Below are 24362 nucleotides of genomic sequence, written 5' to 3' on the forward strand. Positions count from 1 at the left end.
AAATGTTCAACGACAACCAGTAAAAAAGCATTTCCCGATGCAGCAGTGCTAGACTTCATTCTAGTCTCGCTCAGCCAGCAGAGGAAATGCTTTTTTTATATCTCATTTGCTTATTTGATTACACGATTTCTAAGTTGTCCTTGCCCCCATAAATGTCCCACCAAGGCAATGCGGCATCATTCAACACCTCAGCAAGATGCTTCATCCGATGTACGCCTTCTGCGCGCAGCCATGCGCGTAGACCTTCCGCTCCTTGCTTGCCGTAGATCTCAATGCCATCCTTCCAGGTTGCCCGTCCGCACAGCACGCCGGAGAACGGGGTCCCCGCTTCGCCCGCAAGCTGCATCGTTTCAATGAAATCAGCATTCGATACACCTGCACTTAAGTAAATAAACGGAACAGTCGCAATCGATGCAGTATCCGTAAAGTGCTGCAGCGCCTCTTCACGGGTGTACACCGCTTCTGCCTCATGTCCACGATTCGCTTCGGTGCCAGATACATACGTCATATTGACAGGGACCTCAACCTTCAGCACGTCAATATGATACTTGTCCTGCGTGAATTCATGCATGCTCTTCTTTACTTTATCCGGCTTAGCTGCCGCAAATGCAGCGCTCTTCGCATCTGGAATCTGATCGCTGTATGTGACAAACTCAAAGAAGAATGGAATATCGTTCGCTACACATTCCGCTCCAACCCGTTCTACGAAGGCATGCTTCTGATCGTTGATCTCGGCGGTGTCGTCAGGGTCATAATACATCAATATCTTGATTGCATCCGCCCCTTTCTCGACATAGCGCTGAACGGACCATTCTGGCAGCAAATCCGGAAGTCTTCCGGGGATTTCGGCGTCATAGCCTGTCTTCTCGTAAGCCATCAACAGCCCTGCATGCTGATCTCTTGCTTTGGCTGGCTTCCAGCCATATTCCGGGTCTAGGAGAATCGCAGTGGAATAAGGCGTCAATTCTTCCGTGACTAGCTCTTTAAACTCCTCTACCTGCTGAGCAGTGGCGGTGGATCCCATTGCCTCAGACAGCATCTTTTGCAAGGAACCCCGTTGGTCAAGCGCTGTCGCAACAATAAGCCCCTGCTTATTGCTTAAGCGCTGCATGGCTTCATATTTTCCTTTTGTCATTCTTGTAGGCATGTTCATGCACTCCCCTCTTCTCATTATCCAATGTCATTAATGTCATATCCATTATTTAAAGCCGTTCACGTTCGATTAATCATTCTTACTACAAAAAATATGGCATTATATTGAATAACCCTCTCTTTAATAGCTCAAGAGAGGGTTGAAAACAAGGTTATTTATTGGTGCTGTGCTGCTTGCCGGGAAGCTTGTCCCCAGGCGTCCCCTTGCCGAAGCGCTGTTGATTCTTTCGCGCTTTTTCCTGGTTATTGTGAACCTTTTCTACAAACTCATGTGTGCTGCTGTTATCCATCGATATCCTCCTCTAACGGCTATTCGCAGATTAGGATATCCAATTCAGGGACAACTCATGAGAACCAAACTTGGAGAAGCAGAGTCAAGACAAGGACGACGATCCGGCTGACATTTAACATAACAAAGTTCCGTACGGCCAGAATAAACGTATCCTTCTTCGTCTGCAGCGCTTCAAAAGCCTTAATATTGCGGTGAACTGGAATGAAGGTAAAGAGCAAGAGCAAGAGCAGAATCGGATGAACACCGAGCAGGTATAAAGCAATAAGATCAAAGTATGAAAAGACATACGCATAACGGAACAGCAGCAGGGCGTTATGCTTGCCAATATACACAGGCAGCGTATATCTGCGATTCTCGATGTCATCCTCCATATCGCTGATATTGTTTGCCAGCATAATATTCGCGATGCCCATAATGGCAGGAATCGAGATCCAGAAGACGAGGATGACCTCCAAAATATTGATATGAACATCAAGCGCTCCTTGATGATAAAGGACATCGATCAGCTGTCCAGGTTCTGCGTGAATGTAAGCAGAGATAAAGATGATAACAAAGCCCATGAACAATCCGGAGAAGATCTCCCCTAATGGCATGCGAGAAATCGGAATCGGTCCGAGAGAGTACAGAAAGCCCACTAGGAAGGATAAGCCGCCCAGCAGCAAGATCAAGAGATCCGTGTTTAGATATAATACAACTCCCGTCCAAATCGCAACAATCAGCAATGTGGCGATAATGAAGACTACGGTTCCCTCTTTCATGCCGTACTTCACAATCGCATTATGCACCTCATAACCGTATCCATGCTTCTTCACTGCTTTTTTATAATCATAATAGTTATTAATGGCTGTTGTCGCCATGTCAAAGCAAAGCAAGGATACTAGCATCAGCAGGAAATGAGAGACCTGAAACGTATCGAACCGAAGCAGCGCGTACAGCGTTCCAATCGCAAATGGAATCATACTGGCGGTCTTGGTCTTGATCTCTACGAGCTGCAGGTAACGAGTCAACATGAAACATACTCCTTTACATCAGACAAACATCTGCATATTTAATCTTTCATCGGTAAAGCTTTATCATGTGCATTATACTGGATTGTGCTGATTTTCACACTGAAAAAAATAAAAAACGTAATCTTTTTCTTTATTGCCTGCTCATGCCTTCTCAGCCGACTTCATCCTTTATTACAAAATCATGATGTGTAACTGTAAGCTGGACACGCTATAATATAGTCTACATTAGCTGTTGTTTTTATCTCCGATAAGGATGACGATTTCGTCTCGGAGTATTCTCAATCTCTTATATGGTTAAAAAGGAGTGTCCTTATGAAGCGTTTCCGAATCAACCAACAAGAGCTGCCGCCTTCTTTCCATGTGCAGCAAGCCACGAGTGAGGACACTCAGGATATCCTGAATCTGCTCCTTGAGACCGCTAAATGGCTGCAAGCGCAAGGCTCCTCACAGTGGAGCGCGCTGCTGGAAGGGCATGATGTCCATGGCACGGGCGATGCCATTGCTCGCGGCGATGTCTTCCTCTTCAAAGATGGGGACAAGATTGCGGGAATGGTGATTCTTCTGACAGAGCCTAGCGCATGGGATATGAATCTATGGGGCGAGACTGGCCACGAGGAGTCGATCTACGTTCATCGCCTCGCGATTAATCGCGAGTATGCAGGACAAGGCTTAGGCGCCAACATTCTAGCCTGGGTTCATCAAGGCATCGAGATTGAAGGCAAATCCAACGTTCGACTTGACTGCATCGAAAGCAACGATGCGCTGTATCGCTTCTATAACAGCTTTGGCATGATCTATCGCGGAAGCGTAAAAGGCTTTCATTTATTTGAACAGCCACAAACCCATCAACGTTAAGATTTATCCAGGTACTATAGCTAGAGTTATTTGAAAGGATCTTCAACTTGCAGAAGATCCTTTGCGCTATATGGGGAGGCGACAACGACATGTCCATTCGCATCAAGCTGCTGTTATCGTACACAGGCATGCTTGTTATCAGTCTTGTCATGTTTGCCTTGACTGCGATTCTAATCACCGTCGCAATCACAGGCGATATTCATAGTTTAAAAGATTTCTATAAAGTGCATTACCAATTGAATCCCCTGACCGAACAAGAAGAATCGATCTTTCTGGAATTAAAGTCTATCGCCAAAAAAAATCCGGATCAGCTTCTCGATAAAGATCTGCTCGAAGAGTATGACTTCAAGCTTCGCATCGAGCAGGCAGCTCTATACGTACGTCGTGAGAAGGAGACTCTATTCAAGTCCTATACGTTCCACCAGCCGAATATGGACCATGCCCTGCCCGACTACGATCTGAATAATAATCAGATTCGAAACACTTTCAACGTCGACGAGCGCTTCTATTCCTACGCGAAATACGACTTTTCCTTTTCTGACGGCCAGAGAGGCAGTGTGTTTGTCATTCGTGAACGCAGTCCATTTGGAGAGATGACGAGAAGATTGCTCCCGATTCTGCTTGTCTTGCTGGCAGGTGTTCTGATCCTTGCCAATCTATTATTGTATCGTTGGATCACGAAAACGGTCGTGAATCGCTTGAACCTGCTTCGCGATTCCGCCAATCATATTAAGGACGGCAATCTGAATTTCAAGCTTGAACTCTGTGAAAAAGATGAGATCGGCCAGCTGAACGAAGCATTCGAAAGCATGAGGCTTAGGCTTCAGGAATCCGTGGACCTAAGGTTTCACTATGAAGAGAATCGCAAGGAACTGATCTCCAATATCTCTCACGATCTCAGAACTCCGATTACAACGATCAAGGGCTATGTCGAGGGCATTCGCGACGGCGTTGCGGATACGCCGGAGAAGATGGAGCGCTATGTTCATATGATCTATTCAAAGGCCGTCGATCTGGATCGATTAGTGGACGAGCTGTTTTTGTATTCGAAGCTGGATTTGAAGCAGGTTCCGTTTAACTTCCAGCAGGTCGATATGAGACGCTTCCTGGAAGATTGCATGGAGGAGCTGTCCTATGACCTTGAGAGCAAAGGAATACATCTGGAGTGGGATCTAAATAAGGATGAGCCAGTGGAGGTCATGCTTGATCTAGAAAAAATGAAGCGCGTCATTCTCAATATCATCATGAACGCGGTACAGTATATGGACAAGTCTGAGAAGAGCATTCAGCTATCCCTCCATTCTGATCACGAATCGGTGACGGTAGAGATCAAGGACAACGGAATCGGGATACCAAAGGAAGCGATCTCCCATATCTTCGAGCGCTTCTATCGTGCAGAACCTTCTCGCAATTCAGCGAGCGGCGGCAGCGGGCTTGGGCTTGCCATCGCTAGACAAATTATCGATGGGCATGGCGGAGAGATATGGGCTTCAAGCGAGCAAGGCAAAGGGACAAGCTTATTTTTCCGACTGAACAAAGCAAGGCCTAAGGAGAGGACTTCGAATGAAACGAATCTTGATCATTGAGGATGAAGCTGCCATAGCGATGCTGCAGCGCGATTATTTTGAATTGCATAACTTTGCGGTGGACTGTGCCTTGACAGGACAAGAGGGCTTGAATCAAGCACTGCATGAAGATTATGACCTTATCATTATTGATCTTCAGCTGCCTGGCATGGATGGCTTCGAGCTCTGCAGGAACGTTAGAGAGCGCAAGGAAGTTCCGATCCTGATCGTGTCCGCGAAAAAGGAAGAGGTCGATAAGATCCGCGCCTTCAATCTCGGTGCGGATGACTACATCACGAAGCCGTTCAGTCCAAGCGAGCTCGTGGCGCGGGCGAAAGCCCATCTGAATCGTTATGAACGGCTGATAAGCAAGCAGCTCGAAGACAAGAAGGATGAAATTGTCATTCGAGGGGTTCGGATCGACAGCGTTTCACGCCGCGTTTATGTTCGTGAGGAAGAAACGACATTTACAACGAAGGAATTCGACCTTCTCGTCTTCCTCGCAAGCCATCCTAACCGTGTGTTCAGCAAAGAAGAGTTGTTTGAGCGGATCTGGGGGCTTGAATCCAGTGGTGACATTGCTACCGTGACTGTTCACATTCGCAAGCTGCGCGAGAAGCTGGAGGTTGATCCTTCCTCTCCTCAATATATTGAGACCGTTTGGGGCGCGGGCTATCGCTTCACCGTTTGAAGTTTAGATAAATTTAATCTTTTGTTTATCTTTTATTGATCCTTCGTTTCTATAGGGTTTAGGTTCATCCCTTATCATTCTGTTATGGATATTAATTCAACAGAATGGAGGGTTTCACAATGAACATCTATACAAAGAAATGGGCGGCTGTCATGATCGCCGCTTCCCTTGGTGTAACGGCTGTACCACTCGCTACAGGGCATGCGGAGGCTATGAACCATGCTGCAAAGAGTTCAGTTGCAGTCTCAAGCGTCGCTAACATTACGATACAGCAAGCCATCCAGGAGCTTAACAAGCTGGGAATAATGCAGGGGTATCCGGATCAATCGATACGAGAGGATCAGCCGATTACTCTGGCTGAGCTGTCTAAGCTGCTCGTCAAAGCCTTCGAGCTGAATCCTTCTCCAGCACAGGATAAGCTGCCTGCACATGTCTCGCCTAATGCCTGGTATGCGCCATACGCTGCTGCCATGGCCGAGCTCGGAATTGTAGATGGTGATTTCCTTCCACAAGGCACCGTAACCAAGAATGAGCTGGTGCAGATGGTTGCGAAGGCCCTGAAACGTGACATCAAGTCTGTAGACTACTGGGCTCAAAGCCTTGATTCGAATACAAGCATCTCTCGGGGAGAAGCCGCTTATCTGATCTATGCAGCGTTTCCGGCGATTCCATCCGATAATGCTCAGATCAAAAGTGTAAAAGCCTTAAACGCGATCACGCTTATCGTAGAGATGGATAAGCCGCTTACAGCAGCAAACGAAGCTTTCAACCAAGCAAAAGCAGACTTTGTATTCACAAATGGGCTTACGCTGACCAACATGCCGCGTCTGATGACAGGCTCCAAAGCCACTTACATTGTGCCGACATCTGTGCAGGCTTCTGGAACGTCCTATGCGCTGACGTATAAAGGCAAAGCAGCTGGCTCATTTGAAGGCCAAGCCAAGCGAATTGACATGACGAAGGCCGAGCAGGTTACTAACGATACCTTTGAGCTTGAAGCGTTGAAGGCTAACGGTGTTGTGGACTACGGCTATATTATCTCTGCCTACAGCGGCGGCAGAGGCGCGAATGCGTTTATCGTCGATCAGAACCTTGCAGCTGATGGCGTGACCTACAATATTATTTCATCAATGCAGGCTCGCGAAGTAACCATCACGCCGGAAGGCGGTGCACCAATCGTAGCGAAGTATGTTCCATTCACGCAGTCTACAGATGGACGCCAAGAGCCGAAATTCAGACTCCCTGAGGGACAAGTTCTCACTCCTGGCGTAACCTATACGGTCACTTCGGATTGGGCAACGATTGCGAATCCTACATTTACAGCCAAGGAAATAGCGCCACTTACAATTGCTAGCGCTGAGGCCATTAACGAATCGTCGCTTTCTATCGAGCTGTCTAAAGATCCAGGCGATGAACTTTTCTCGGGAAGAAGCGTCGTATTGACAGCTCCAAATGGAGATAAATTAACCGCTACCTATGTCTACTCGAGCCGAAAAGGAGCAGCTGGCGTGTTCAATTTGACCAATGACAATAAGCTCGCACCTGGCACAACCTATAAAGTAACGCCCCTACAACCATGGGCAACGGCAGAAGAGGTAACGCTCGTATCGAAGTAACCATTGTGTTTAAACATGATCTTCTGTCGTCTTGACGTTATGAAGTGGTTGTAATAATGACTCTGTTGATGTAAACAAGAAGAGGGGGAGTGACGATGCTTAGAGCGCTAATGATCGCCCTTTTTCTCTTGACTACAGGCTGTCTGGACCAGTCTGCCGATCTTCCGGCTGGGGAAGTCCAGCAAGCAATAGAAGGAGGTCAAGACATGAAGCTACTGAACGACGATCTCATTGAAGCCACATTGAATCGCAACCAGGTAGAGATCAAGCAGCTTATTCAGGAAGGCGCCGATATAAATACCGTTGACGCCAGCGGCCGTACGCCTGCGATGATAGCGGTACATCATAAGCAGTTGAACGTGTTCAACCTGCTGGTTGAGCTGGGGGCAGATATTAACATCCGAGATCAGCGTTCCGACAACCCGCTTCTATATGCCAGCGCGGAAGGCATGCTTGATATTGTGAAGGCAGCCCTTGCGGCGAATGCGGACACCACGCTTACCAATCGCTTTGGAGGCACGGCGCTTATTCCCGCTGCGGACCGCGGTCATGTCGATATCGTGGAGGAATTGCTGGAGCATTCCGATGTTAATGTCAATCATGTCAATAACCTGGGTTGGACGGCACTGCTTGAGGCTGTCATCCTTGGAGACGGCGGAGAGCGTCATCAACATATTGTGGAGCTGCTCATTCAGCATGGCGCGGATGTCAATCTTGCTGATGGCGATGGGATCACTCCACTCCAGCATGCGAAGCAGCACGGGTACACCCGTATGATCGATATGCTTACTGCAGCTGGCGCGCAGTAAGCAGCGATAGAACGTGACCCATTGGAAGCTATACCTTAACCTTAACCTTCATCTTCAAACCATTCACCTTCTCTAACTTAAAAAACCATCCTTCACGGAAGTAGTCACCGTGAAGGATGGTTTTTCTTGTCGTTCTTACTGAGATTCACCATATATCGCTTTAGGATGAGACAGCTCCTCGCTAGAGCCTGTCCAACTCGTCCTGTTATGCCGCTACTGCCGTGATAAATACACCGACGGCGATCAATACAATGCCGATTGTCCCCCAGAATGACAGCTTCTCGCCAAGGAACAGCAGCGCAAATCCAACAGCCAGCACGACACTTAGCTTATCGATGGGCGCAACCTTGGATACATCGCCTTTTTGAATCGCGATAAAATAAAACAGCCAGGATAAAGCTCCTGCCACGCCGCTAAGCACGATGAAGAGCATCGCCTTCTTGTTCGCGAGCACCTCCCCGATCTGGCCGAGCTTGCCTTGAACAGCAATAACCCCGAACAAAAAAATCATCATGATAGCCGCTCGTATTGTAGTGGCTGTGTTCGGATCAACCTGCTGCAAACCGATCTTTCCGAAAATAGAAACGAGCGCTGCCATCGCCGCGGACAGCAGTGCATATAATAGCCAGCTTGCCATATCCTTGACCTCCTATAGGATCATCTTATGTATGTATACTGCTCATTTCCTAACCTTTTTCTTATCCAAAAGCTTAAAAAATAAGTATGGGGATGACTGCCTCCTCATCATGATTATGATGAACATCTACAAGATTACCATACCTCTCGGCTCATAGGAGTCACGAAAGCTAACAACCTTCAAATTTTAGCCGATAATCATTCTATAAGCTGCATAGCTCCTATTCTTTCATCAATGTTCGTGCCTCTAAGGAATAAAAGAGGTATACTAGATAAACAATCCAGGTATAGGAACTGTCAAGAAAGCAAGAGGTGCAACCCATGTCTATAGAGGTGGAAAACTGTAAACGGTGCGGAAAGGTATACAAAAAAGCGTACTCCAGCTTTTGCCCGGAATGCTTCGCCTTTATTCGCTCCGAGCTTACGCGCTGCAATGAGTATATGAAGAGCCATCCGGACAGCAATATTCATGAGTTAAGTGAAGCTACAGAGGTTCCTGTTAAAAAAATCATCCGATATATGAACGAAGGCAAGCTGTACGTTCACAGACATCCAAACCTAACTTATGGCTGCTATTTCTGCGATCATCAGATTAATCGGGGATATCTATGCCGTGATTGTGCGGCCAAGTTCAATCTTGAGGTTAAGAACCTGTTCTTGGAAGACGGATATGATTATGATCCCGATACGAAGCAGATCCGCAATCGCCCGGAGCAGCATAAGAAGGGCTACACCACGGACCGCTATACGGTTCATGGGACAAAGCGGATATAGAAGCACGATTCTCATCTTTCGGATATGAAGCGATCAAGAGAAGAGGTGGGCATGATGCCAGCAGAATATTTAACATCAGCAGAGGATGTAGAGGCGAGCCTTCATGAGCTGCTTCTGCTGGATCGGACCCAGGAGATTAGCGCGCAGGACGTTCGATATGCCTTCGCGCTCGACGAGTTGCTGTGCAAGGAGACCGGTGCTGGCGGACCTGCAATCTGTCATATATGGCGCCATCCTCGCGCCTTCGTCATGGGGCTGCGCGACAGCCGACTCCCGAGTGCGAAGCAGGCGAAAGACTGGCTGGAAGCCCAAGGCTATGCTACAGCGGTTCGGAATTCCGGCGGAGCTGCTGTGCCGCTTGATCTTGGCGTCATCAATATCTCCTTGATTCTGCCGAAGCCCGCCAAGGGCGATCTGCACTTTCATCAAGACTTTGAGCGCATGGTGCATTTGATTCGGCTCGCGCTTCAGGAGACGGGTTACAAGGTGGCTACAGGAGAGGTTGAGGGGGCCTATTGCCCCGGTGATTTCGACCTGAGCATTAACGGCAAGAAATTCTGCGGTATCGCACAGCGAAGACAATCACATGCCTACATCGTGCAAGCCTTTGTTATCATTGAAGGCAGCGGTCAGACAAGCGCACAGTTCGTTCATGACTTCTATGCGATCGCCTCGCAGCAGGACTCGAGTAAAGCGGCGGCCCTGACGGCTTCCTCCAGCGAAGCGGAACCGGAAGCTATGCAAGAGAGCCGTATATCCTATCCTCAAGTAACGAGCGACAGCACAGCAAGCCTGCAGGAGCTGATCGGCCTAGGTGAAAGTCCTGTTGGCACCTTCATTGAAGCGATCAAGCGCGTCGTTCGCGAGCGCCAGACCGAGGCGGGCATGATATCGGCCTCTGCGCGGTTGAAGCTGCCTACGAATGAGGAGATCGTCAATATGATGGGTACGCTTCGAACGCGATATGCCATTGAAGAAAGCTAGCCCTTGATGGACCAAACATGGTTCCATCATCAAGGGAATCGAATTTTGACCATTAACGGTGATTACGATAAAAAAGTCCTCCCAGTAACGGCTAATCGGGGTTCACCCCCATTCCGTCCTGCTGTGGAGGACTTTTTCTATGTTTTCGCTTAATCACATTTACTCCGCTTCATTATCTATAGAGATATAGCTTACTCTTACCTTCTTTATGCTACTCCAAGCATTGTCTATCAGTAACAGAGCAGTTCCTCTCCTGATCCAGAATCAGAACAGGATTCTGAATCGTATCACACAGCTCATGCGAGATCTGCTCCATCCCACCGCCCTCTAGCACAATTTTGACCAAGGCATTATTCATATCAAGCGACCTCACGCAGAGATAGTCGCGGTTCGAGAAGCCTGCAAGACCTTGGGCACGATGGATCTGTAAGGCTGCACCGTTTACGCTACCTGCGAGCCATGCCCGATGTGCGTATCGTTTATGATTTGGGCAGGCATCAAGGAGGTCTACTATTGCAGCACAGCGGAAGATACTGATAAGCACGGCTTCAGCGATATGCATCTTCGCAAATATCTGAAGGGCGAGGATGACAGCGTCATTCGCATGGTCAAAGTCCCAGCTCGCGAGGATTGTGACCACCTATTCGAGCACTTCCACAAGCTGCAAGAGCAGCAATGACGTCATAGAGCCACAATACCGCTCTGGTATTGCGGCTCTTTTTCTACCTATTTAGATGCACTTGTTGTGCGCTATACGAAAGAAATGGCTCCTGCAAACATGCAGAAGCCATCTCCCTGAATACGAATCCCAAGGCTGCTCGTTATGCAACGCCAGCATACCTACGATCCGCTAACTTATTATTTGTTGAATGTCTGATTCATGGACTCAATCAACGTATGCGTGTCATCTTGGCAGTACTCCCAGAACATGATTCCAGCCAGGTTGTGCTCCATAATATACTCGCACTTGTGAGCGACAGAAGTTGGATCCTCATACGTAATAAAAGTGCTGCCGTCAAACAAGAACGGAGCCTTTGCTTCATCATCCCAGTGGCGAGCGAAACCATTTTTATCAATGTATTCCTTCACAAGCTCCGCATAGCTAGGGCCGTAGCCGCCATTGCCAGGGGACATTTGCAAGAAGCCGTTATTTACATTCGGAACGTCCTTCCACATGCGGGAATAGAACGCAGCGCCAACGACGATCTTCTCTGCAGGCACGCCAGCATTCATGAACAAGCGCACGGATTGATCCACGCTGATGCGGAACAGATCCCCTGTAGATGTATAGAGGTTCGTATGGTGACCCGTCAGCACCTGGAAGCCACCGCGCATGTCGTACGTCATCAATTGAACGAAATCAAGGTACTGCTGTACCTTATCCATCTCTGTACCGTCGATATAGTATTGGTCTGCTCCTGCTGCAATCGTCAGCATGAAATGACGTCCTTGTTCCTTGCCATATGCATCAAGCGCTTCACGGATTTCTTTTAACAGAAGTGTAAAGTTCTCTTTGTCGCTAGGCGAAGAAGCGATGCCCGCTTCCGAGTAGCACGGGTATTCCCAATCGAGATCCACACCGTCAAATGGCGCAGCCTTCAGTACCTCTACTGCAGATTCTGCAAATGCGCGTCTGCCTTCAGCTGTGGAAGCTGCTTCAGAGAAGCCGCCGGCACTCCAACCACCAACAGACAACAGGATAAGCAAGCCTGGATTAATCGATTTCAAACGGTCTAGCTCTTTAAGCTGCTTCAAGTGAGCAATGGTAATGCGATCTTCCTTCACGTGACCAAACGCAATGTTTATATGAGTCAGCTTTTTCGCGTCATCCTCCGTCACCAAATGCAAGGTAGGATCGCCGACATAGCCAGCAAGAATGCGAGATTGTTTTGTCATGATTATCCCCTCTCCAATACCAGTACAGTCTCGTTATTGTTATCGGTAACTATACTGGGCAGATCACCCAATATAGTTGTGTTACGTGCATTATACTATAAGATGAAAGCTTTTACGAATACGTTATCATTGGAAAAACAAGGATACCCCTTCTTTTTCTCCGTTTCATCATGAAAGCGCTAAAACATAGACTACGTCTCATGTTCTAGCATTGCCAAGCAACACCTGGTCCATCTCATCATGAAGGAGCCGACTTTCATACTGCTTCCCTATCAGTATGACGGATTGTTATAGATATTCCCTCCTATCATTGCTATCATCATAATAGCTTCATTGAAGCGATGCATTGTCTCTTCATTTGCTCGAGTCTTCGTTGGAACTTACATACATAAGCTACTCCATGCCGCATGGCTGTCTCCATCTCGTTATGACTAGATCGATAAGCTCCTTCTTGACCTTCACGCAGCGTCAACCTGTAATCTCTCTTCTGGATACGATTAACGAGGAGGAGAAAGCGATGCCTAATCATGAAGAAATCTATCGTCATGATCCCAAGCGGTACCATGAAATGATTGCGAAGCAGCCGGATCTAAGGAAGGTTATTCAAGACATCGTGCATGTTGAAGGGAAGGACATTGTTGATCTAGGTGCCGGGACAGGAAGATTGACTGCCTCGCTCGCGCCGTTGTCACGTTCGATCATCGCACTTGATCAATCGGAAGCTATGCTTGAACTTAATCGACATCGGCTGTCAGCGCTTGGCCTAGACAATTGGAAGACACAATTGGCTGACCATCGGCAGCTGCCGCTTCAGGATCAATGTGCGGATCTCGTCACAGCTGGATGGAGCATCTGCTATCTGGCTGCAGCCGATCGCCCCGATTGGGAGCATTCTCTTCAGCTTGTCATGAATGAGATCCATCGAATCCTGCGGCCAGATGGAACGGTCATTATCATCGAAACAATGGGTACCGGAACAACTGAGCCTAGCCCGCCAAGCTTCTTGCAGCCTTACTACCACGCACTAGAGCATCAATATGGCTTCGCTTCGAGTCTAGTACGAACCGATTATCAATTTGCCAATGTGGAGGAAGCCTTTTCGTACATCTCCTTCTTCTTTGGAGATGAGCTGGCTGAGCAGCTCCTCACGCAGCAGCTTGCTACCGTAATGGAATGGGCAGGCATCTGGTGGAGAAAAGGCAGAATGGGGCTTAAAGAACCTTTTTAAATCTTCATTCGTCTTTGCAAGCCTTTTACGACCATCGATAAGCGCAACCATGATGACACTGTCACAAGAACGCACGGAATGACAGGATACTGGCAGTACGCAACTCTATAATGAAACTATCGAAGGAGAGATCACGGAATGGAATGGTTGAACCGTATGACGAATGCGATCCAATATATCGAGGAACATATCGATGGAGAGCTGAAGAGCGAGGATATTGCCAAGATCGCCTGCTCCTCGACCTTCCACTTTCAGCGTATGTTCTTAATGCTGACAGATATGACATTGGCGGAGTATATTCGCAAGCGCAGGCTGACGCTAGCCGCTCAGGAGCTTGCCATGACAGATGCCCGAGTACTCGATATTGCGCTAAAGTACGGTTATGATTCACCGGAATCGTTCGCCAAAGCATTCCGCAAGGCCCATGGCATTACACCTTCAGCTGCCAGGCAGCCGGGTGCTACGCTCAAGGCCTTCCCCCGTCTCTCCTTCCACTTTTCCTTGAGAGGAGATCAAGACATGGACTATCGTATTGAGCAAAAAGAGGCATTTTCTGTACTAGGAAAGAAACTTCGTGTAACTTCTATTGATGGTGAGAATCTGAAAGCCATTCCTGCCTTCTGGAATGAAATGAACAGCAATGGCATGAGCGATCGCCTATGCGAGCTGTCACCAGAATCCAGCATGTATGGAATCTGTATGCACATGGATATGGATACACGATTTTTTGACTACATGATCGCTGTTGATACGCCTGCAGCCTGCGCAGATGAACTTAAGCCGTTCGATACAGAGGAGATTCCTGCTGCAACATGGGCAATCTTTACTTCTGTCGGACCGATGCCTGACGCTGTTCAAAAAACATGGCAGCGTGTCTTCCAAGAGTGGCTGCCTGCAACGGGCTATGAGCATACCGGTGGACCTGAGCTTGAAGTGTATCTTCCAGGAGATCCAGCTGCTGCCGACTATCGCTGCGAAGTTTGGATTCCTGTGATGAAGAAATAATTGCAGTAGGGGGCTTGGGCAAGCCATAGTCCTTTCTCAATGACATTAATACAAAAAAGAGACCTGTTTCTAGGGTCTCTTTTTTGCTGCAAGCACAATTTCAATTTGTTTGCAATGAGGTTTTTCGAGCAGGGTAAAAAAACAGTGAAATCAAGCGATAAAACGCCTATTTAAATCCTCTATTTCTATTTTTTACAACGGTTATTTTGCCTCTTCATGCATTTCAAGGCAGCCAAATTCGGTTATATAGTTATCAGCATCACAACCGCATCCCCTGCTGGACATGCTGAAAACGCCTCAATCCTGACAGAATGGTGAACATTGTGACAAAATTGAAAAATGCTTGGGATGTAAATTATGGATATGTGATCGAAATTCAAAATGGACGAATTCGGCGTTTTTTCAGTGATTTTGGTCACATTTGAGGTTTTCTTTATATTGCAATGACATATTTCACTTCAAGTTATGGATATATAATCCATTAATGTTTTATTATTCAATTTGTTTTCCTAATCCTTACTTACTAACATATACGGTGACCAGCGTTATCCCAACATTATTTATATATTGTTTCTTCTTAGAGAAAGGGGTGCCTTAATGAAACGAAAAGGGTTGTTACTCGCATTTATGTCAACTCTTCTCCTTCTGCTTACGGGCTGCGAGCCATTGCTCGTCTTGAATCCAAAAGGTCCACAAGCAGAAACACAGGCCAATACCATCATCTTCTCCATCTTTGTGATGGCCTTCGTGTTATTGGTGGTCTATATCTTATTCGTCGTCTTCTTAACAAAGTATCGCGCATCTAAGCTGCCGGACGATTATGAGCCGCCACATGAAAAGGGTAACAAATGGCTTGAAATTATTTGGACCGTTATTCCGGTTCTCATCGTTATCGTCTTGTCCGTCGTAACGGTGAAGACAACCAACGCTGTAGAGAAAGTACCAGTTGGCTATGAGAATCAAAAGCCACTAGTCATCTACGCTTCCTCCTCAAACTGGAAATGGCATTTCAGCTATCCAGAGGAGAATATCGAAACCGTAAACTATGTAAACATTCCAACAAACCGTCCTGTTGAATTCCGTATGTACTCATTCGGCCCGATTACGAGCTTCTGGATTCCTCAGCTTGGCGGTCAAAAGTATGCCATGAGCGACATGGTTACGAAGCTTCACTTCGTTGCTGATCATGAAGCATCGATGCTTGGACGAAACTCCAACTTCAACGGTGAAGGCTATGCTCACATGGAGTTCGAGGTCTTGTCGATGTCGCCAACGAAGTTTGACGAATGGATAAAGGACGTTCAGTCAAATGAGTCTGAGATTACAGAAGAAGAGTTTGACAAGCTGCTCGCAACACCGCATGTTGGTCGTAAATCATACACAGGTACACACTTAAGCTTCCGTCCTGCTCCTGAAGGCGAGCATGCCGGACACAATCACGGTTCAGACTCTGAATCCGAATCCGATATGGACCACAGCAACATGGACCATGGCGATATGGATCAAAGTGAACATACGGAATCGGAACATTCGAATCATGAGTAAAAGACAGCTCAGAAAGGAGTCAACACGGTATGAAATGGGATGAGTTCTTCGTTACCGGTGAACCGATGATTTATGGCGCGATGGCCAGTATCGTCTTGGTATCCGTCGCAATCGTAGCCGGCTTAACGTATTTCAAGAAGTGGGGCTATCTCTGGAAAGAATGGCTCACTACCGTTGACCATAAACGCATCGGCGTCATGTACATCATTTCCGCCCTGCTCATGCTCTTCCGCGGTGGTATGGACGGGCTCTTGATGAGAGGACAGCTGGCGAAGCCTGAGAATGGCTTGCTTGACGCACAGCACTACAACGAGATTTTTACAACACACGGGGTCATCATGATTCTCTTCATGGCGATGCCATTTATCATTGGACTTATGAACGTCGTCATTCCCCTTCAGATTGGTGCACGCGACGTTGCATTCCCAAGACTGAACGCTGTCAGCTTCTGGCTGTTCTTCTTCGGGGCAATGCTGTTCAACCTTAGCTTTGTTATCGGTGGATCCCCAGATGCTGGTTGGTCCGCATACTTCCCACTCGCAAGCAATGAATTCAGTCCTACGGTGGGGAATAACTATTACGCGATTGCCCTTCAGATTGCCGGTATCGGTACATTGATGACGGGTATCAACTTTATTGTTACCATCCTTAGAATGCGTGCGCCTGGCATGACATTGATGAAAATGCCGATGTTCACATGGTCTGTCTTGATCACTTGTGTCATCATCACGTTCGCATTCCCTGTCTTGACGGTTGCGCTTGCGCTGATGACTGTCGATCGTCTCTTTGGCGGCCAATTCTTTACGATGGCCAACGGCGGTATGGATATGCTCTGGGCGAACCTGTTCTGGGTATGGGGTCACCCTGAGGTATACATTGTTATCCTGCCTGCATTCGGTATTTATAGTGAAATTATATCTACGTTCTCTAGAAAGAACCTATATGGTTATACATCCATGGTTGTCAGTATGGTTGCGATCTCTGCCCTGTCCTTCCTTGTATGGGCTCACCACTTCTATACAATGGGTCACGGAGCAATGGTTAATGGTATCTTCTCCATTACGACAATGGCGATCGCCGTACCGACCGGGGTTAAGATCTTTAACTGGCTGTTTACGCTAAGGAAAGGGAAGATCGAATTTACAACACCGATGCTTTACTCCCTTGCCTTTATCCCGATCTTTACGATTGGTGGCGTTACAGGGGTTATGCTTGCAATGGCAAGTGCCGATTATCAATATCACAACACGATGTTCTTGGTCGCTCACTTCCACTACGTATTGATTCCAGGTACGGTATTTGCGGTTATCGCAGGCTTGTACTACTGGTTCCCTAAATTGTTCGGCTTCCGCTTGAACGATCGCCAAGGGAAGATCACATTCTGGACTATTGCAATCAGCTTTAACGTTACGTTCTTGCCATTGTTCTTCTTAGGACTAAAAGGTATGACACGTCGTATGTACACGTACTCTGCCGAGACGGGCTTCGGTCCGCTGAACTTGATCGCAACCATCGGTGCGGTTGGCTTGGCAATCGGCTTTGCAATGCTCGTATATAACATCTACTGGAGCTTCCGTTATGCGCCGCGCGATACAACGGGGGACCCATGGAATGCACGCACACTGGAATGGGCAACACACAGCCCGATCCCAGATTACAACTTTGCGATTACACCTAAAGTGGAAAGCTTGGATTGCTTCTGGAACATGAAGAAGGGCAAAGAGAAATTGTTCGAAGGCGAAATTGAAGAAATTCATATGCCTAGCAACAGCGGTCAGCCGTTCGTACTCGGCGTCATCTTCTTCATCTTAGGATTTGCTCTCGTATTCAGCTGGTGGGTTCCAGCGATTGTCGGGGGACTCGGTGTTCTCGTTATGCTTGCCGTTCGCTCCTTCGAGCGCGATCACGGCTATCACATCCCAGTCAGCGAGATCAAAAAGACGGAACAACGATTGCGGGGTGAGACCGTATGAAAGTAAATCATACGTTGCCTTTAGAATATCGTACGGAAGAGAATAGCAACAAGATTCTTGGCTTCTGGATCTTCCTTGGGGCAGAAATTGCGCTCTTCGCTACGCTGTTCGCCGTGTATTTAACTTTATGGCAGCGGGCTGGTAATGGACCGACTGCAGCAGAAATATTTGAGATGAAGCCGGTTCTCATTGAGACCTTCCTTCTCTTGACAAGTAGCTTTACCATTGGCCTAGCCATCCACAGCATGCGCTTGGGACTCAAAAAGCCAACCCTAGTGTTTTATCTGATCACCCTCCTATTGGGTGCGGGCTTCCTAGGGGTCGAGATTTTCGAATTCTTTACCTATGTACATGAAGGTGCGACACTTCAGACAAGTGCATTCTTGTCCAGCTTGTTCATCCTGCTTGGTACCCACGGTGCCCACGTTACGCTCGGTTTAATGTGGGGAATCGCGATCATGATTCAGATCAAGCGTTGGGGCTTCACTGAGCAAACGGCGAACAAGTCGTTCATCTTCTCCTTGTACTGGCACTTCTTGGACGTGGTCTGGATCTTCATCTTCAGCTTCGTCTATCTGAAAGGACTGATGTGATATGATGAAACAGCTATTTCCAATCAAGCACGTGCTGGGTTATCTGTTATCTCTTGTCCTATCCGCAGTCGCTTTAGTCGTGCTGATTCCAGATCTGTCTTACACGCTTAAGATGACCATCTTGCTTGTATGTGCGGCCATTCAAGCTTCCATTCAGCTGTTCTTGTTCATGCACATCAAGGAAGCAGAGGATACAAAGTCTACCCTCTACATCAACATCATCTATGCGCTATTTGTTGGTCTTGTAACAATCTTTGGTACCCTGTTAACGATGCTGTGGGGTTACATGTAAGCAAGCTAGACCGACTTTATATGAAGTTTCAAAGCAGAGATGCCTTTATGGTGTCTCTGCTTTTTTATATGGCGAAGCCTTTCTTTGGTTAGAGGTAACCACACTTTACCACCTGTTTATATCGAAACAAAAAAATTTTATTCGCATCCAAACTTTTTACTGGGCCTCAAACGTCTTGCTTATAGAAGACGGGACAAGGAGCATGTACAGAAAGGAGGGAGCTCACTCCATGAATCGTAGACGCTTCGAAGAACAGTTGGTCGCGTGCATTACCGAGTATAAGGAAAGCACGTATCGACTGGCATACAGCTATGTGCATAATCAAGAGGATGCCCTTGATATCGTCCAAGAAGCGATCCAGAAGGCGTTCGTCTCACTCGATACCCTACATAAGCCTGCATCCATGAAGAGCTGGTATTTTCGCATTGTCGTAACGACTGCCCTTGATTTCATTCGAAAGCAAAAGAGGGTACAACCGGTTGATGAAGAAACCTTGCTCTCCTTCGGCTTAGAGACCGAAGATCACTATCACAATCTGGATTTGGAGCAGGCGCTCGAGGAGCTGCCTTTTAAATATAAAAGTGTCATCATGCTGCGTTACTTTGAAGACCTCAAGATTGAAGAAGTCGCAGACATTCTAGGCGAAAATGTAAATACCATCAAGACCCGCATCTATCAAGCGCTTAGGCTGCTGCGAGTCAAGCTAAAGGATGATTCTATGGAGGAGGTCCACCAACATGCGTAATTTGGATCCGTTGAAAAAAAGGTATCAAGACATTCCCATTCCTGCTGAATTGGATGATGTCGTGAACCAAGCATTGAAAGCCAGTAAAAGAAAGGATGTTCGAACCATGAAATCGGTAAAATGGGCAGTAGGTACTGCAGCTGCTGCAGCGGTTATTTTTGTAGGAAGTGTAAATGCGAGTCCGGCTGTTGTTAATGCCTTGTCTGATGTGCCCGTGCTAAGCTCCATCGTTAAGGTTGTAACCTTCCGTGATTTTAAAGTGGATGAAGGCAATTATAACGCAGATTTGAAAGTGCCTGCGATTAAAGATATGGACAACCAATTGCTTGAAGAACAGTTAAACAGCAAATACGTACAAGAGAATAAAGAGCTTTATCAAGCCTTCATGAAAGAGATGGAGCAGCAGCAGAAGGCCGGTGGAGGCCACCTCGGCGTGAACAGCGGCTATGAAGTGAAGACAGACAATGACAGCATTCTCTCGATCGAGCGTTACGTCAACAAGACAATGGGATCAACAGAAGAAATCCTGCAATTCGATACTATAGATAAAAAGAATGAAGTGCTCCTTACCCTGCCAAGCTTGTTCAAAGATGACAGCTACATCTCCCTGATCAGCAGCAACATTAAAGAGCAAATGGAAGCACAAATGAAGAAGGATGAAAACAAAACATATTGGATCGGAGAAAATGCTGTGGATGGAGATGCCTTTACCTCTATTAAAGCCGACCAAAACTTCTATATCAATAACGAAGGCAAGCTCGTCATTTCCTTCAATAAGTATGAAGTCGCACCTGGAAGCATGGGTTCTGTGGAATTTGTGATTCCAACAGACGCTATTGCAAATGCGCTCGTGAGTCACGCCTACGTCAAGTAACACCTTGGGTTCTATATGGTAAATCATCTCTCCCTATATGATTAGAGAACAGCTGCGGTAAAGGCAGCTGTTCTTTTTTTGCGAGAATATCGATACGCGTCTTACGATGTAGCTGTATGAGGTGCAGAATCTTCTTGTCCTCCGCCTCGAAGTTCCCTAACCGATCGCTGCAATGGAAATAAAAGAGCTAGGATGACGATAAGAAGTCCAGATACAAGAAAATATAACGGCACTCCCCACTGTTCAGCCAATGGTCCTGCGGCCAGCAATCCTATCGGCGTAGCAAGCAGCGAGATGCTGTTGACAAAGGACATGACTCTCCCTAGCAAGGCAGGATCGATCAACGTCTGCATCATGACCGTATAAGGACCACCGAACAATGGCCCAGAAACCCCAATCAGTGCAGAAAGGAGAACAAAGCCGATATAGCCGTAAGATGGCAGCAGCCCTGATCCTATAAGAGCAATTCCCATCAGCAGCAGCGCAATACGAATAAGACTGATGTGCGTCCTCTTCGCTCCCCAAGTGCCCAGCAGAACAGAGCCGATTAGCATGCCAGCGCCGAAGCTAAGCTCTACAATCCCCGCGTGCCAGGCTCCTCCTCCAAAATGATCCAAAGTCATCAGGTTGAATAACGCTCCAACTGGAACGAAGATAAAGGTCGTGATCGCGATGACAAAGGTCATGACAAACAAGCCCTTGTTCTTCATGAGCTCTTTAAGCCCGAGCTTCATTTCCTGCCACACCCCGGCATTCTCTAAATGTGCTTCATTCCGTTTCGGTCGTGGGATACGGACGAATAATAGTGCAGATGAAGCGAGCACCGCTCCGATGACATCCATCATCATGACAGCCGTCATCGTCCAGTACTCGACAAACACCGCACCAAGCATCGGTCCTACCAAAGTACTGGCTGAGAATAGCAGCTGATTCCAGCCTGCTACGCGAGTAAGCTCCTCCTGCGGTGCGATTAAGGGAATGGAGGCTTGCATAGACGGCATATGAAAGGCAGCGCCTAACGACCGCATGCCTAGCATCACATAAATCACCCAGATGGCGGGTTCTCCAGTCATAAACATAACAGCCAAGATAAGGCTTGTCGCCGCAACCGTCATATCTGCTCCAATCATGATCTTCTTGCGATCATAGCGATCGACAAGAGTTCCGATAAACGGCCCCAGCAATGCCTGCGGAAGAAAGGCTGCAATCGAGGCAGTCGTGAGCACCAATGCGGAACCGGTGTTTATGGTTAGCCACCAGATAATACAGAATTGAGCAACTGCACTCCCTAGCAATGAAAACACTTGACCTGCATAAATCGTAAAAAAAGTAGCTTTCCAATGATTGGCTTGAACGTTCATTCATTTCTCTCCTTATCCTTCGAAGAGAGTCGATTCTAAGGGGCACCCCCCTCTTCTCTCCTCATGCAAAGATCCGACTTTACTGCAATAGATACAAAAAAAGCACGGACTGCCGCTTCATCCCAAGAAGTGGTTTATCCATGCTCTACACTTACCGCGGTTACCAAGAGGATAAAAGGGAATTCAAAGATACCCGATCCTTTCGGTTCGATCCATGCATCAAAGACAAGGCATAGCGAAGCAGAAGGGAAGATCATTTCCTCTGCAACAAGTGTCCTAGGTATTTGTTGAATGAATATGACAGACTACACGCGTACGGTATATTCAAGGCATGAAAAATAAACCCCGATGTCCTGGGATTTAAAACGAATCCGTGCCTCAATTAACGTAACCGCGCACTAGCCATATCCTTCAACCCTCCAATACCTTTCAGACTTCGAGCTAATCTTAATAGATGGAAGACCATGGCGTCAACCCCGAACTCACTTACCTTTTCAATCATTAATAAAAACCCCTCTTCAGCCTGTTCTTGCCATTAAGCTGAAAAGGGGTTTTCGTTCAATATGTGATGCCATGATGCCGTAGTTGGCTTGCATCTCTGAGCATTTGCACGAAGCAGAAATGCTTTATGAGATGTGAGTGCCTGTAGTGCCCTGAATCGCAGCAGCCGCTTCATCAAGCGAACATATAATGGCGTGCTTGCCAAGCTCAGCAAAGTGAATGGCAGCTTCCATCTTAGGGCCCATGCTGCCAGAAGAGAATTGCCCTTCTCCCATATACTGCTCTGCTTCCTTTACGCTAATATGCTCAAGCGCCTGCTGCTCAGGTGTTCCATAATGAACAAATACATGATTCACGTCGGTGACCATCATAAAGATATCGGCATCGGCTTCCTGAGCAAGCTTCAAGCCGCTGCGATCTTTGTCTACCACCGCTTCAACGCCTGCAATCGTGCCGTCCTGCGCCTGTACGACGGGAATGCCTCCCCCTCCTGAAGCTATGACAATGACACCGCTCGCGACAAGACTCATGATTGTCTCTGCTTCCATAATGGATTGCGGCTGTGGTGAAGGAACGACGCGGCGCCAGCCGCGCCCAGCATCCTCCTGCATCTCCCAGCCCTTCTCTTGCATCATAACCTTTGCTTCTTCTTCAGTATAGAACGTTCCAATAGGCTTAGTAGGATGCTGGAATGCTTCGTCGTCCGACAATACTTGTGTCTGCGTCAGTAAGCTTACGACCTGCTGTGTCAATCCGCGCTTGGTCAGCTCATTCTTCAAGCATTGATCCAGCATGTAGCCGATCATGCCTTGCGACTTGGCATTGCATACATCGAGTGGAAACGGTGAGACGACATCCTTCGCTTCTTCATTTTGCCGCAGGATCAGTCCAACCTGGGGTCCGTTTCCGTGAGTCACAATCACCTCATAACCCTTCTGTACGATATCGGCTATGATCTCACTGCTTTTTCGTACATTTTCAAGCTGATTCTCATAGGTTGCTTCTTGATGAGGCCGCAGAATCGCGTTACCTCCCAATGCAATCACAACTCGTTCTGACATGCTTATACCTCCTTAGGGCCATGACGGCATTCGCGATTCCAAACGCTGTATCCATCCCGGAACTGTGTCCGGTCTGCAGCAAACGGATAAGGGCTGCTTGAAAATGAGAAGACTCTCCTGCAATCATCGCATTCAATACTGTGACGACTTTATCACTAAAGCGACCATGAAGCGCATGCTGTAAATAAGCCTTGCTCACATCAGTCGTGATTTCTTCCGCTGCAAGAATTCGGTGAATCACCTCATACAATAGGGGATGAAAAGCCTCCGTTAAAGTGTGAACGGCAAGAACACCCATAAGCAAATCATCGCCTGATGGCGTGAGCCCCTGACCACGGCCCAGAAAATAGCGCACATGCTTCTCAATTTGCTCCTCATTTCCGTACCAAGAAGCGGCTAGCAAGCGCTCCACATGCTCCGTCGCCTCAGACGATTCCCCTTTGCCATCTCCTTGCGACTGCTCCGCTATCAGGTCTGCATGAAGTCCATTAGGAATACTCCAGTGACGGCAAAGATGAAGCATCAGATCAAGGTGAACAAGGTCACGATAGCTGCGATAATTCCCCTTCTGCAGTTCATACTGAAACGCTGCCGCACGCGATAAATCCAGTGCAATCGGATAGCGTGGGTGGCGAAATAACAGCAAATCCGGCATGGAAGCTACGACGATATCATGCATGCTGACAGATTGGCGCAGCTTCCGCACATGATCCAGCCCCATATGGATGCCGAATGGGAGCCGGCCATTCTTCATCGTGCCGATAAAGATAAGCTCATCGCCCATCGCTATATTGATGCCGTTGTGAAATAGACTATGGACATGGCCGAACCGCTTCCGGGAGAGCAGCGCTGGCAGTTCTGCATGCATCTCCTCTCCCTTAAAGGAAGTGGTGTATAGCGGTGC

The 24362-nt window shown here is 47.5% G+C and carries 23 protein-coding genes and 1 pseudogene; 16 read left to right on the forward strand and 8 right to left on the reverse strand.

Translation table 11 applies throughout. The features are described from left to right. Positions 1-118 precede the first annotated feature (118 nt). The 3 genes from I2H74_RS10250 to I2H74_RS10260 all read right to left on the reverse strand — a co-directional run bounded on the left by I2H74_RS10250 (position 119) and on the right by I2H74_RS10260 (position 2454). The gene (locus I2H74_RS10250; protein ID WP_195574066.1) at positions 119-1147 is read right to left on the reverse strand and encodes a tagatose 1,6-diphosphate aldolase; all 1029 of its coding nucleotides are present in this window, start codon (positions 1145-1147) and stop codon (positions 119-121) included. A 157-nt stretch (positions 1148-1304) separates the two neighbouring features. Then, positions 1305-1442 carry a DUF4023 domain-containing protein gene (locus I2H74_RS10255; RefSeq protein WP_195573856.1) on the reverse strand — a complete coding sequence of 46 codons (138 nt, stop codon included), beginning with the start codon at positions 1440-1442 and terminating at the stop codon, positions 1305-1307. Between the two features lie 55 nt (positions 1443-1497). Further along, positions 1498-2454, reverse strand: a complete 957-nt coding sequence (locus I2H74_RS10260) for a 1,4-dihydroxy-2-naphthoate polyprenyltransferase (protein ID WP_195573857.1) — start codon at positions 2452-2454, stop codon at positions 1498-1500. Between the two features lie 312 nt (positions 2455-2766). Here I2H74_RS10260 and I2H74_RS10265 point away from each other — a divergent pair, with 312 nt between their 5' ends. The 5 genes from I2H74_RS10265 to I2H74_RS10285 all read left to right on the forward strand — a co-directional run bounded on the left by I2H74_RS10265 (position 2767) and on the right by I2H74_RS10285 (position 7990). After that, positions 2767-3309, forward strand: a complete 543-nt coding sequence (locus I2H74_RS10265; RefSeq protein ID WP_195573858.1) for a GNAT family N-acetyltransferase — start codon at positions 2767-2769, stop codon at positions 3307-3309. Between the two features lie 89 nt (positions 3310-3398). After that, positions 3399-4895 carry a sensor histidine kinase gene (locus tag I2H74_RS10270; protein ID WP_195573859.1) on the forward strand — a complete coding sequence of 499 codons (1497 nt, stop codon included), beginning with the start codon at positions 3399-3401 and terminating at the stop codon, positions 4893-4895. After that, on the forward strand, positions 4873-5565 hold the full coding sequence (locus I2H74_RS10275) for a response regulator transcription factor (RefSeq protein ID WP_195573860.1): 693 nt from the start codon (positions 4873-4875) through the stop codon (positions 5563-5565). Before I2H74_RS10270 ends, I2H74_RS10275 begins: the two co-directional genes overlap by 23 nt. 119 nt (positions 5566-5684) lie before the next feature. Beyond that, positions 5685-7181, forward strand: a complete 1497-nt coding sequence (locus I2H74_RS10280; protein ID WP_195573861.1) for an S-layer homology domain-containing protein — start codon at positions 5685-5687, stop codon at positions 7179-7181. A gap of 95 nt (positions 7182-7276) precedes the next feature. Further along, a complete protein-coding gene (locus I2H74_RS10285) occupies positions 7277-7990 on the forward strand; it encodes an ankyrin repeat domain-containing protein (protein ID WP_195573862.1) in 714 nt (237 codons plus the stop codon). Positions 7991-8195: 205 nt separating this feature from the next. Here I2H74_RS10285 and I2H74_RS10290 read toward each other — a convergent pair whose 3' ends face one another. After that, positions 8196-8627: an EamA family transporter gene (locus tag I2H74_RS10290; RefSeq protein ID WP_195573863.1), complete on the reverse strand. Its 432-nt coding sequence runs from the start codon at positions 8625-8627 to the stop codon at positions 8196-8198. A 320-nt stretch (positions 8628-8947) separates the two neighbouring features. Here I2H74_RS10290 and I2H74_RS10295 point away from each other — a divergent pair, with 320 nt between their 5' ends. From I2H74_RS10295 to I2H74_RS10305, 3 genes and pseudogenes are all read left to right on the forward strand, one after another. After that, a complete protein-coding gene (locus I2H74_RS10295) occupies positions 8948-9400 on the forward strand; it encodes a flagellar protein (RefSeq protein WP_195573864.1) in 453 nt (150 codons plus the stop codon). Positions 9401-9451: 51 nt separating this feature from the next. Next, positions 9452-10384, forward strand: a complete 933-nt coding sequence (locus I2H74_RS10300; RefSeq protein ID WP_195574067.1) for a lipoate--protein ligase family protein — start codon at positions 9452-9454, stop codon at positions 10382-10384. A 370-nt stretch (positions 10385-10754) separates the two neighbouring features. Then, positions 10755-11063 (forward strand): annotated as a pseudogene (locus tag I2H74_RS10305) (nucleoside deaminase); the annotation flags it as partial. 179 nt (positions 11064-11242) lie between these two features. Here the strand turns inward: I2H74_RS10305 and I2H74_RS10310 are convergent. Beyond that, a complete protein-coding gene (locus I2H74_RS10310) occupies positions 11243-12280 on the reverse strand; it encodes a glycoside hydrolase family 18 protein (protein WP_195573865.1) in 1038 nt (345 codons plus the stop codon). 517 nt (positions 12281-12797) lie between these two features. Here I2H74_RS10310 and I2H74_RS10315 point away from each other — a divergent pair. The 8 genes from I2H74_RS10315 to I2H74_RS10350 all read left to right on the forward strand — a co-directional run bounded on the left by I2H74_RS10315 (position 12798) and on the right by I2H74_RS10350 (position 20535). Next, positions 12798-13508, forward strand: coding sequence for a class I SAM-dependent methyltransferase (locus I2H74_RS10315; RefSeq protein ID WP_195574068.1), 711 nt, complete (start codon positions 12798-12800; stop codon positions 13506-13508). A 138-nt stretch (positions 13509-13646) separates the two neighbouring features. Further along, complete coding sequence (locus I2H74_RS10320) at positions 13647-14513, forward strand: AraC family transcriptional regulator (RefSeq protein WP_195573866.1); 867 nt, start codon at positions 13647-13649, stop codon at positions 14511-14513. Between the two features lie 597 nt (positions 14514-15110). After that, positions 15111-16058: a cytochrome aa3 quinol oxidase subunit II gene (gene qoxA, locus I2H74_RS10325; protein WP_195573867.1), complete on the forward strand. Its 948-nt coding sequence runs from the start codon at positions 15111-15113 to the stop codon at positions 16056-16058. 29 nt (positions 16059-16087) lie between these two features. Further along, positions 16088-18031, forward strand: a complete 1944-nt coding sequence (gene qoxB, locus I2H74_RS10330) for a cytochrome aa3 quinol oxidase subunit I (RefSeq protein WP_195573868.1) — start codon at positions 16088-16090, stop codon at positions 18029-18031. Then, positions 18028-18624 (forward strand): cytochrome aa3 quinol oxidase subunit III, encoded by a 597-nt coding sequence (gene qoxC / locus I2H74_RS10335; protein ID WP_195573869.1) that lies wholly within the window; start codon positions 18028-18030, stop codon positions 18622-18624. The genes qoxB and qoxC overlap by 4 nt, the downstream gene beginning before the upstream one ends. Positions 18625-18628: 4 nt before the next feature. Further along, positions 18629-18916: a cytochrome aa3 quinol oxidase subunit IV gene (gene qoxD, locus I2H74_RS10340; protein ID WP_195574069.1), complete on the forward strand. Its 288-nt coding sequence runs from the start codon at positions 18629-18631 to the stop codon at positions 18914-18916. Positions 18917-19145: 229 nt separating this feature from the next. Then, a complete protein-coding gene (locus tag I2H74_RS10345) occupies positions 19146-19661 on the forward strand; it encodes an RNA polymerase sigma factor (protein WP_195573870.1) in 516 nt (171 codons plus the stop codon). Then, complete coding sequence (locus tag I2H74_RS10350) at positions 19654-20535, forward strand: DUF3298 and DUF4163 domain-containing protein (RefSeq protein ID WP_195573871.1); 882 nt, start codon at positions 19654-19656, stop codon at positions 20533-20535. The genes I2H74_RS10345 and I2H74_RS10350 overlap by 8 nt, the downstream gene beginning before the upstream one ends. Before the next feature lie 101 nt (positions 20536-20636). On the opposite strand, the gene I2H74_RS10355 is transcribed toward I2H74_RS10350, so the two are convergent. The 3 genes from I2H74_RS10355 to I2H74_RS10365 all read right to left on the reverse strand — a co-directional run bounded on the left by I2H74_RS10355 (position 20637) and on the right by I2H74_RS10365 (position 24326). Then, on the reverse strand, positions 20637-21896 hold the full coding sequence (locus tag I2H74_RS10355) for an MFS transporter (protein WP_195573872.1): 1260 nt from the start codon (positions 21894-21896) through the stop codon (positions 20637-20639). 626 nt (positions 21897-22522) lie between these two features. Then, positions 22523-23458, reverse strand: a complete 936-nt coding sequence (gene arcC, locus I2H74_RS10360; RefSeq protein WP_195573873.1) for a carbamate kinase — start codon at positions 23456-23458, stop codon at positions 22523-22525. Continuing rightward, on the reverse strand, positions 23424-24326 hold the full coding sequence (locus I2H74_RS10365) for a DUF2877 domain-containing protein (RefSeq protein ID WP_229106545.1): 903 nt from the start codon (positions 24324-24326) through the stop codon (positions 23424-23426). The genes arcC and I2H74_RS10365 overlap by 35 nt, the downstream gene beginning before the upstream one ends. Positions 24327-24362: the final 36 nt, after the last annotated feature.

The sequence above is a fragment of the Paenibacillus sp. 1001270B_150601_E10 genome, from assembly GCF_015558675.1.
Classification (GTDB): Bacteria; Bacillota; Bacilli; order Paenibacillales; family Paenibacillaceae; genus Paenibacillus_B.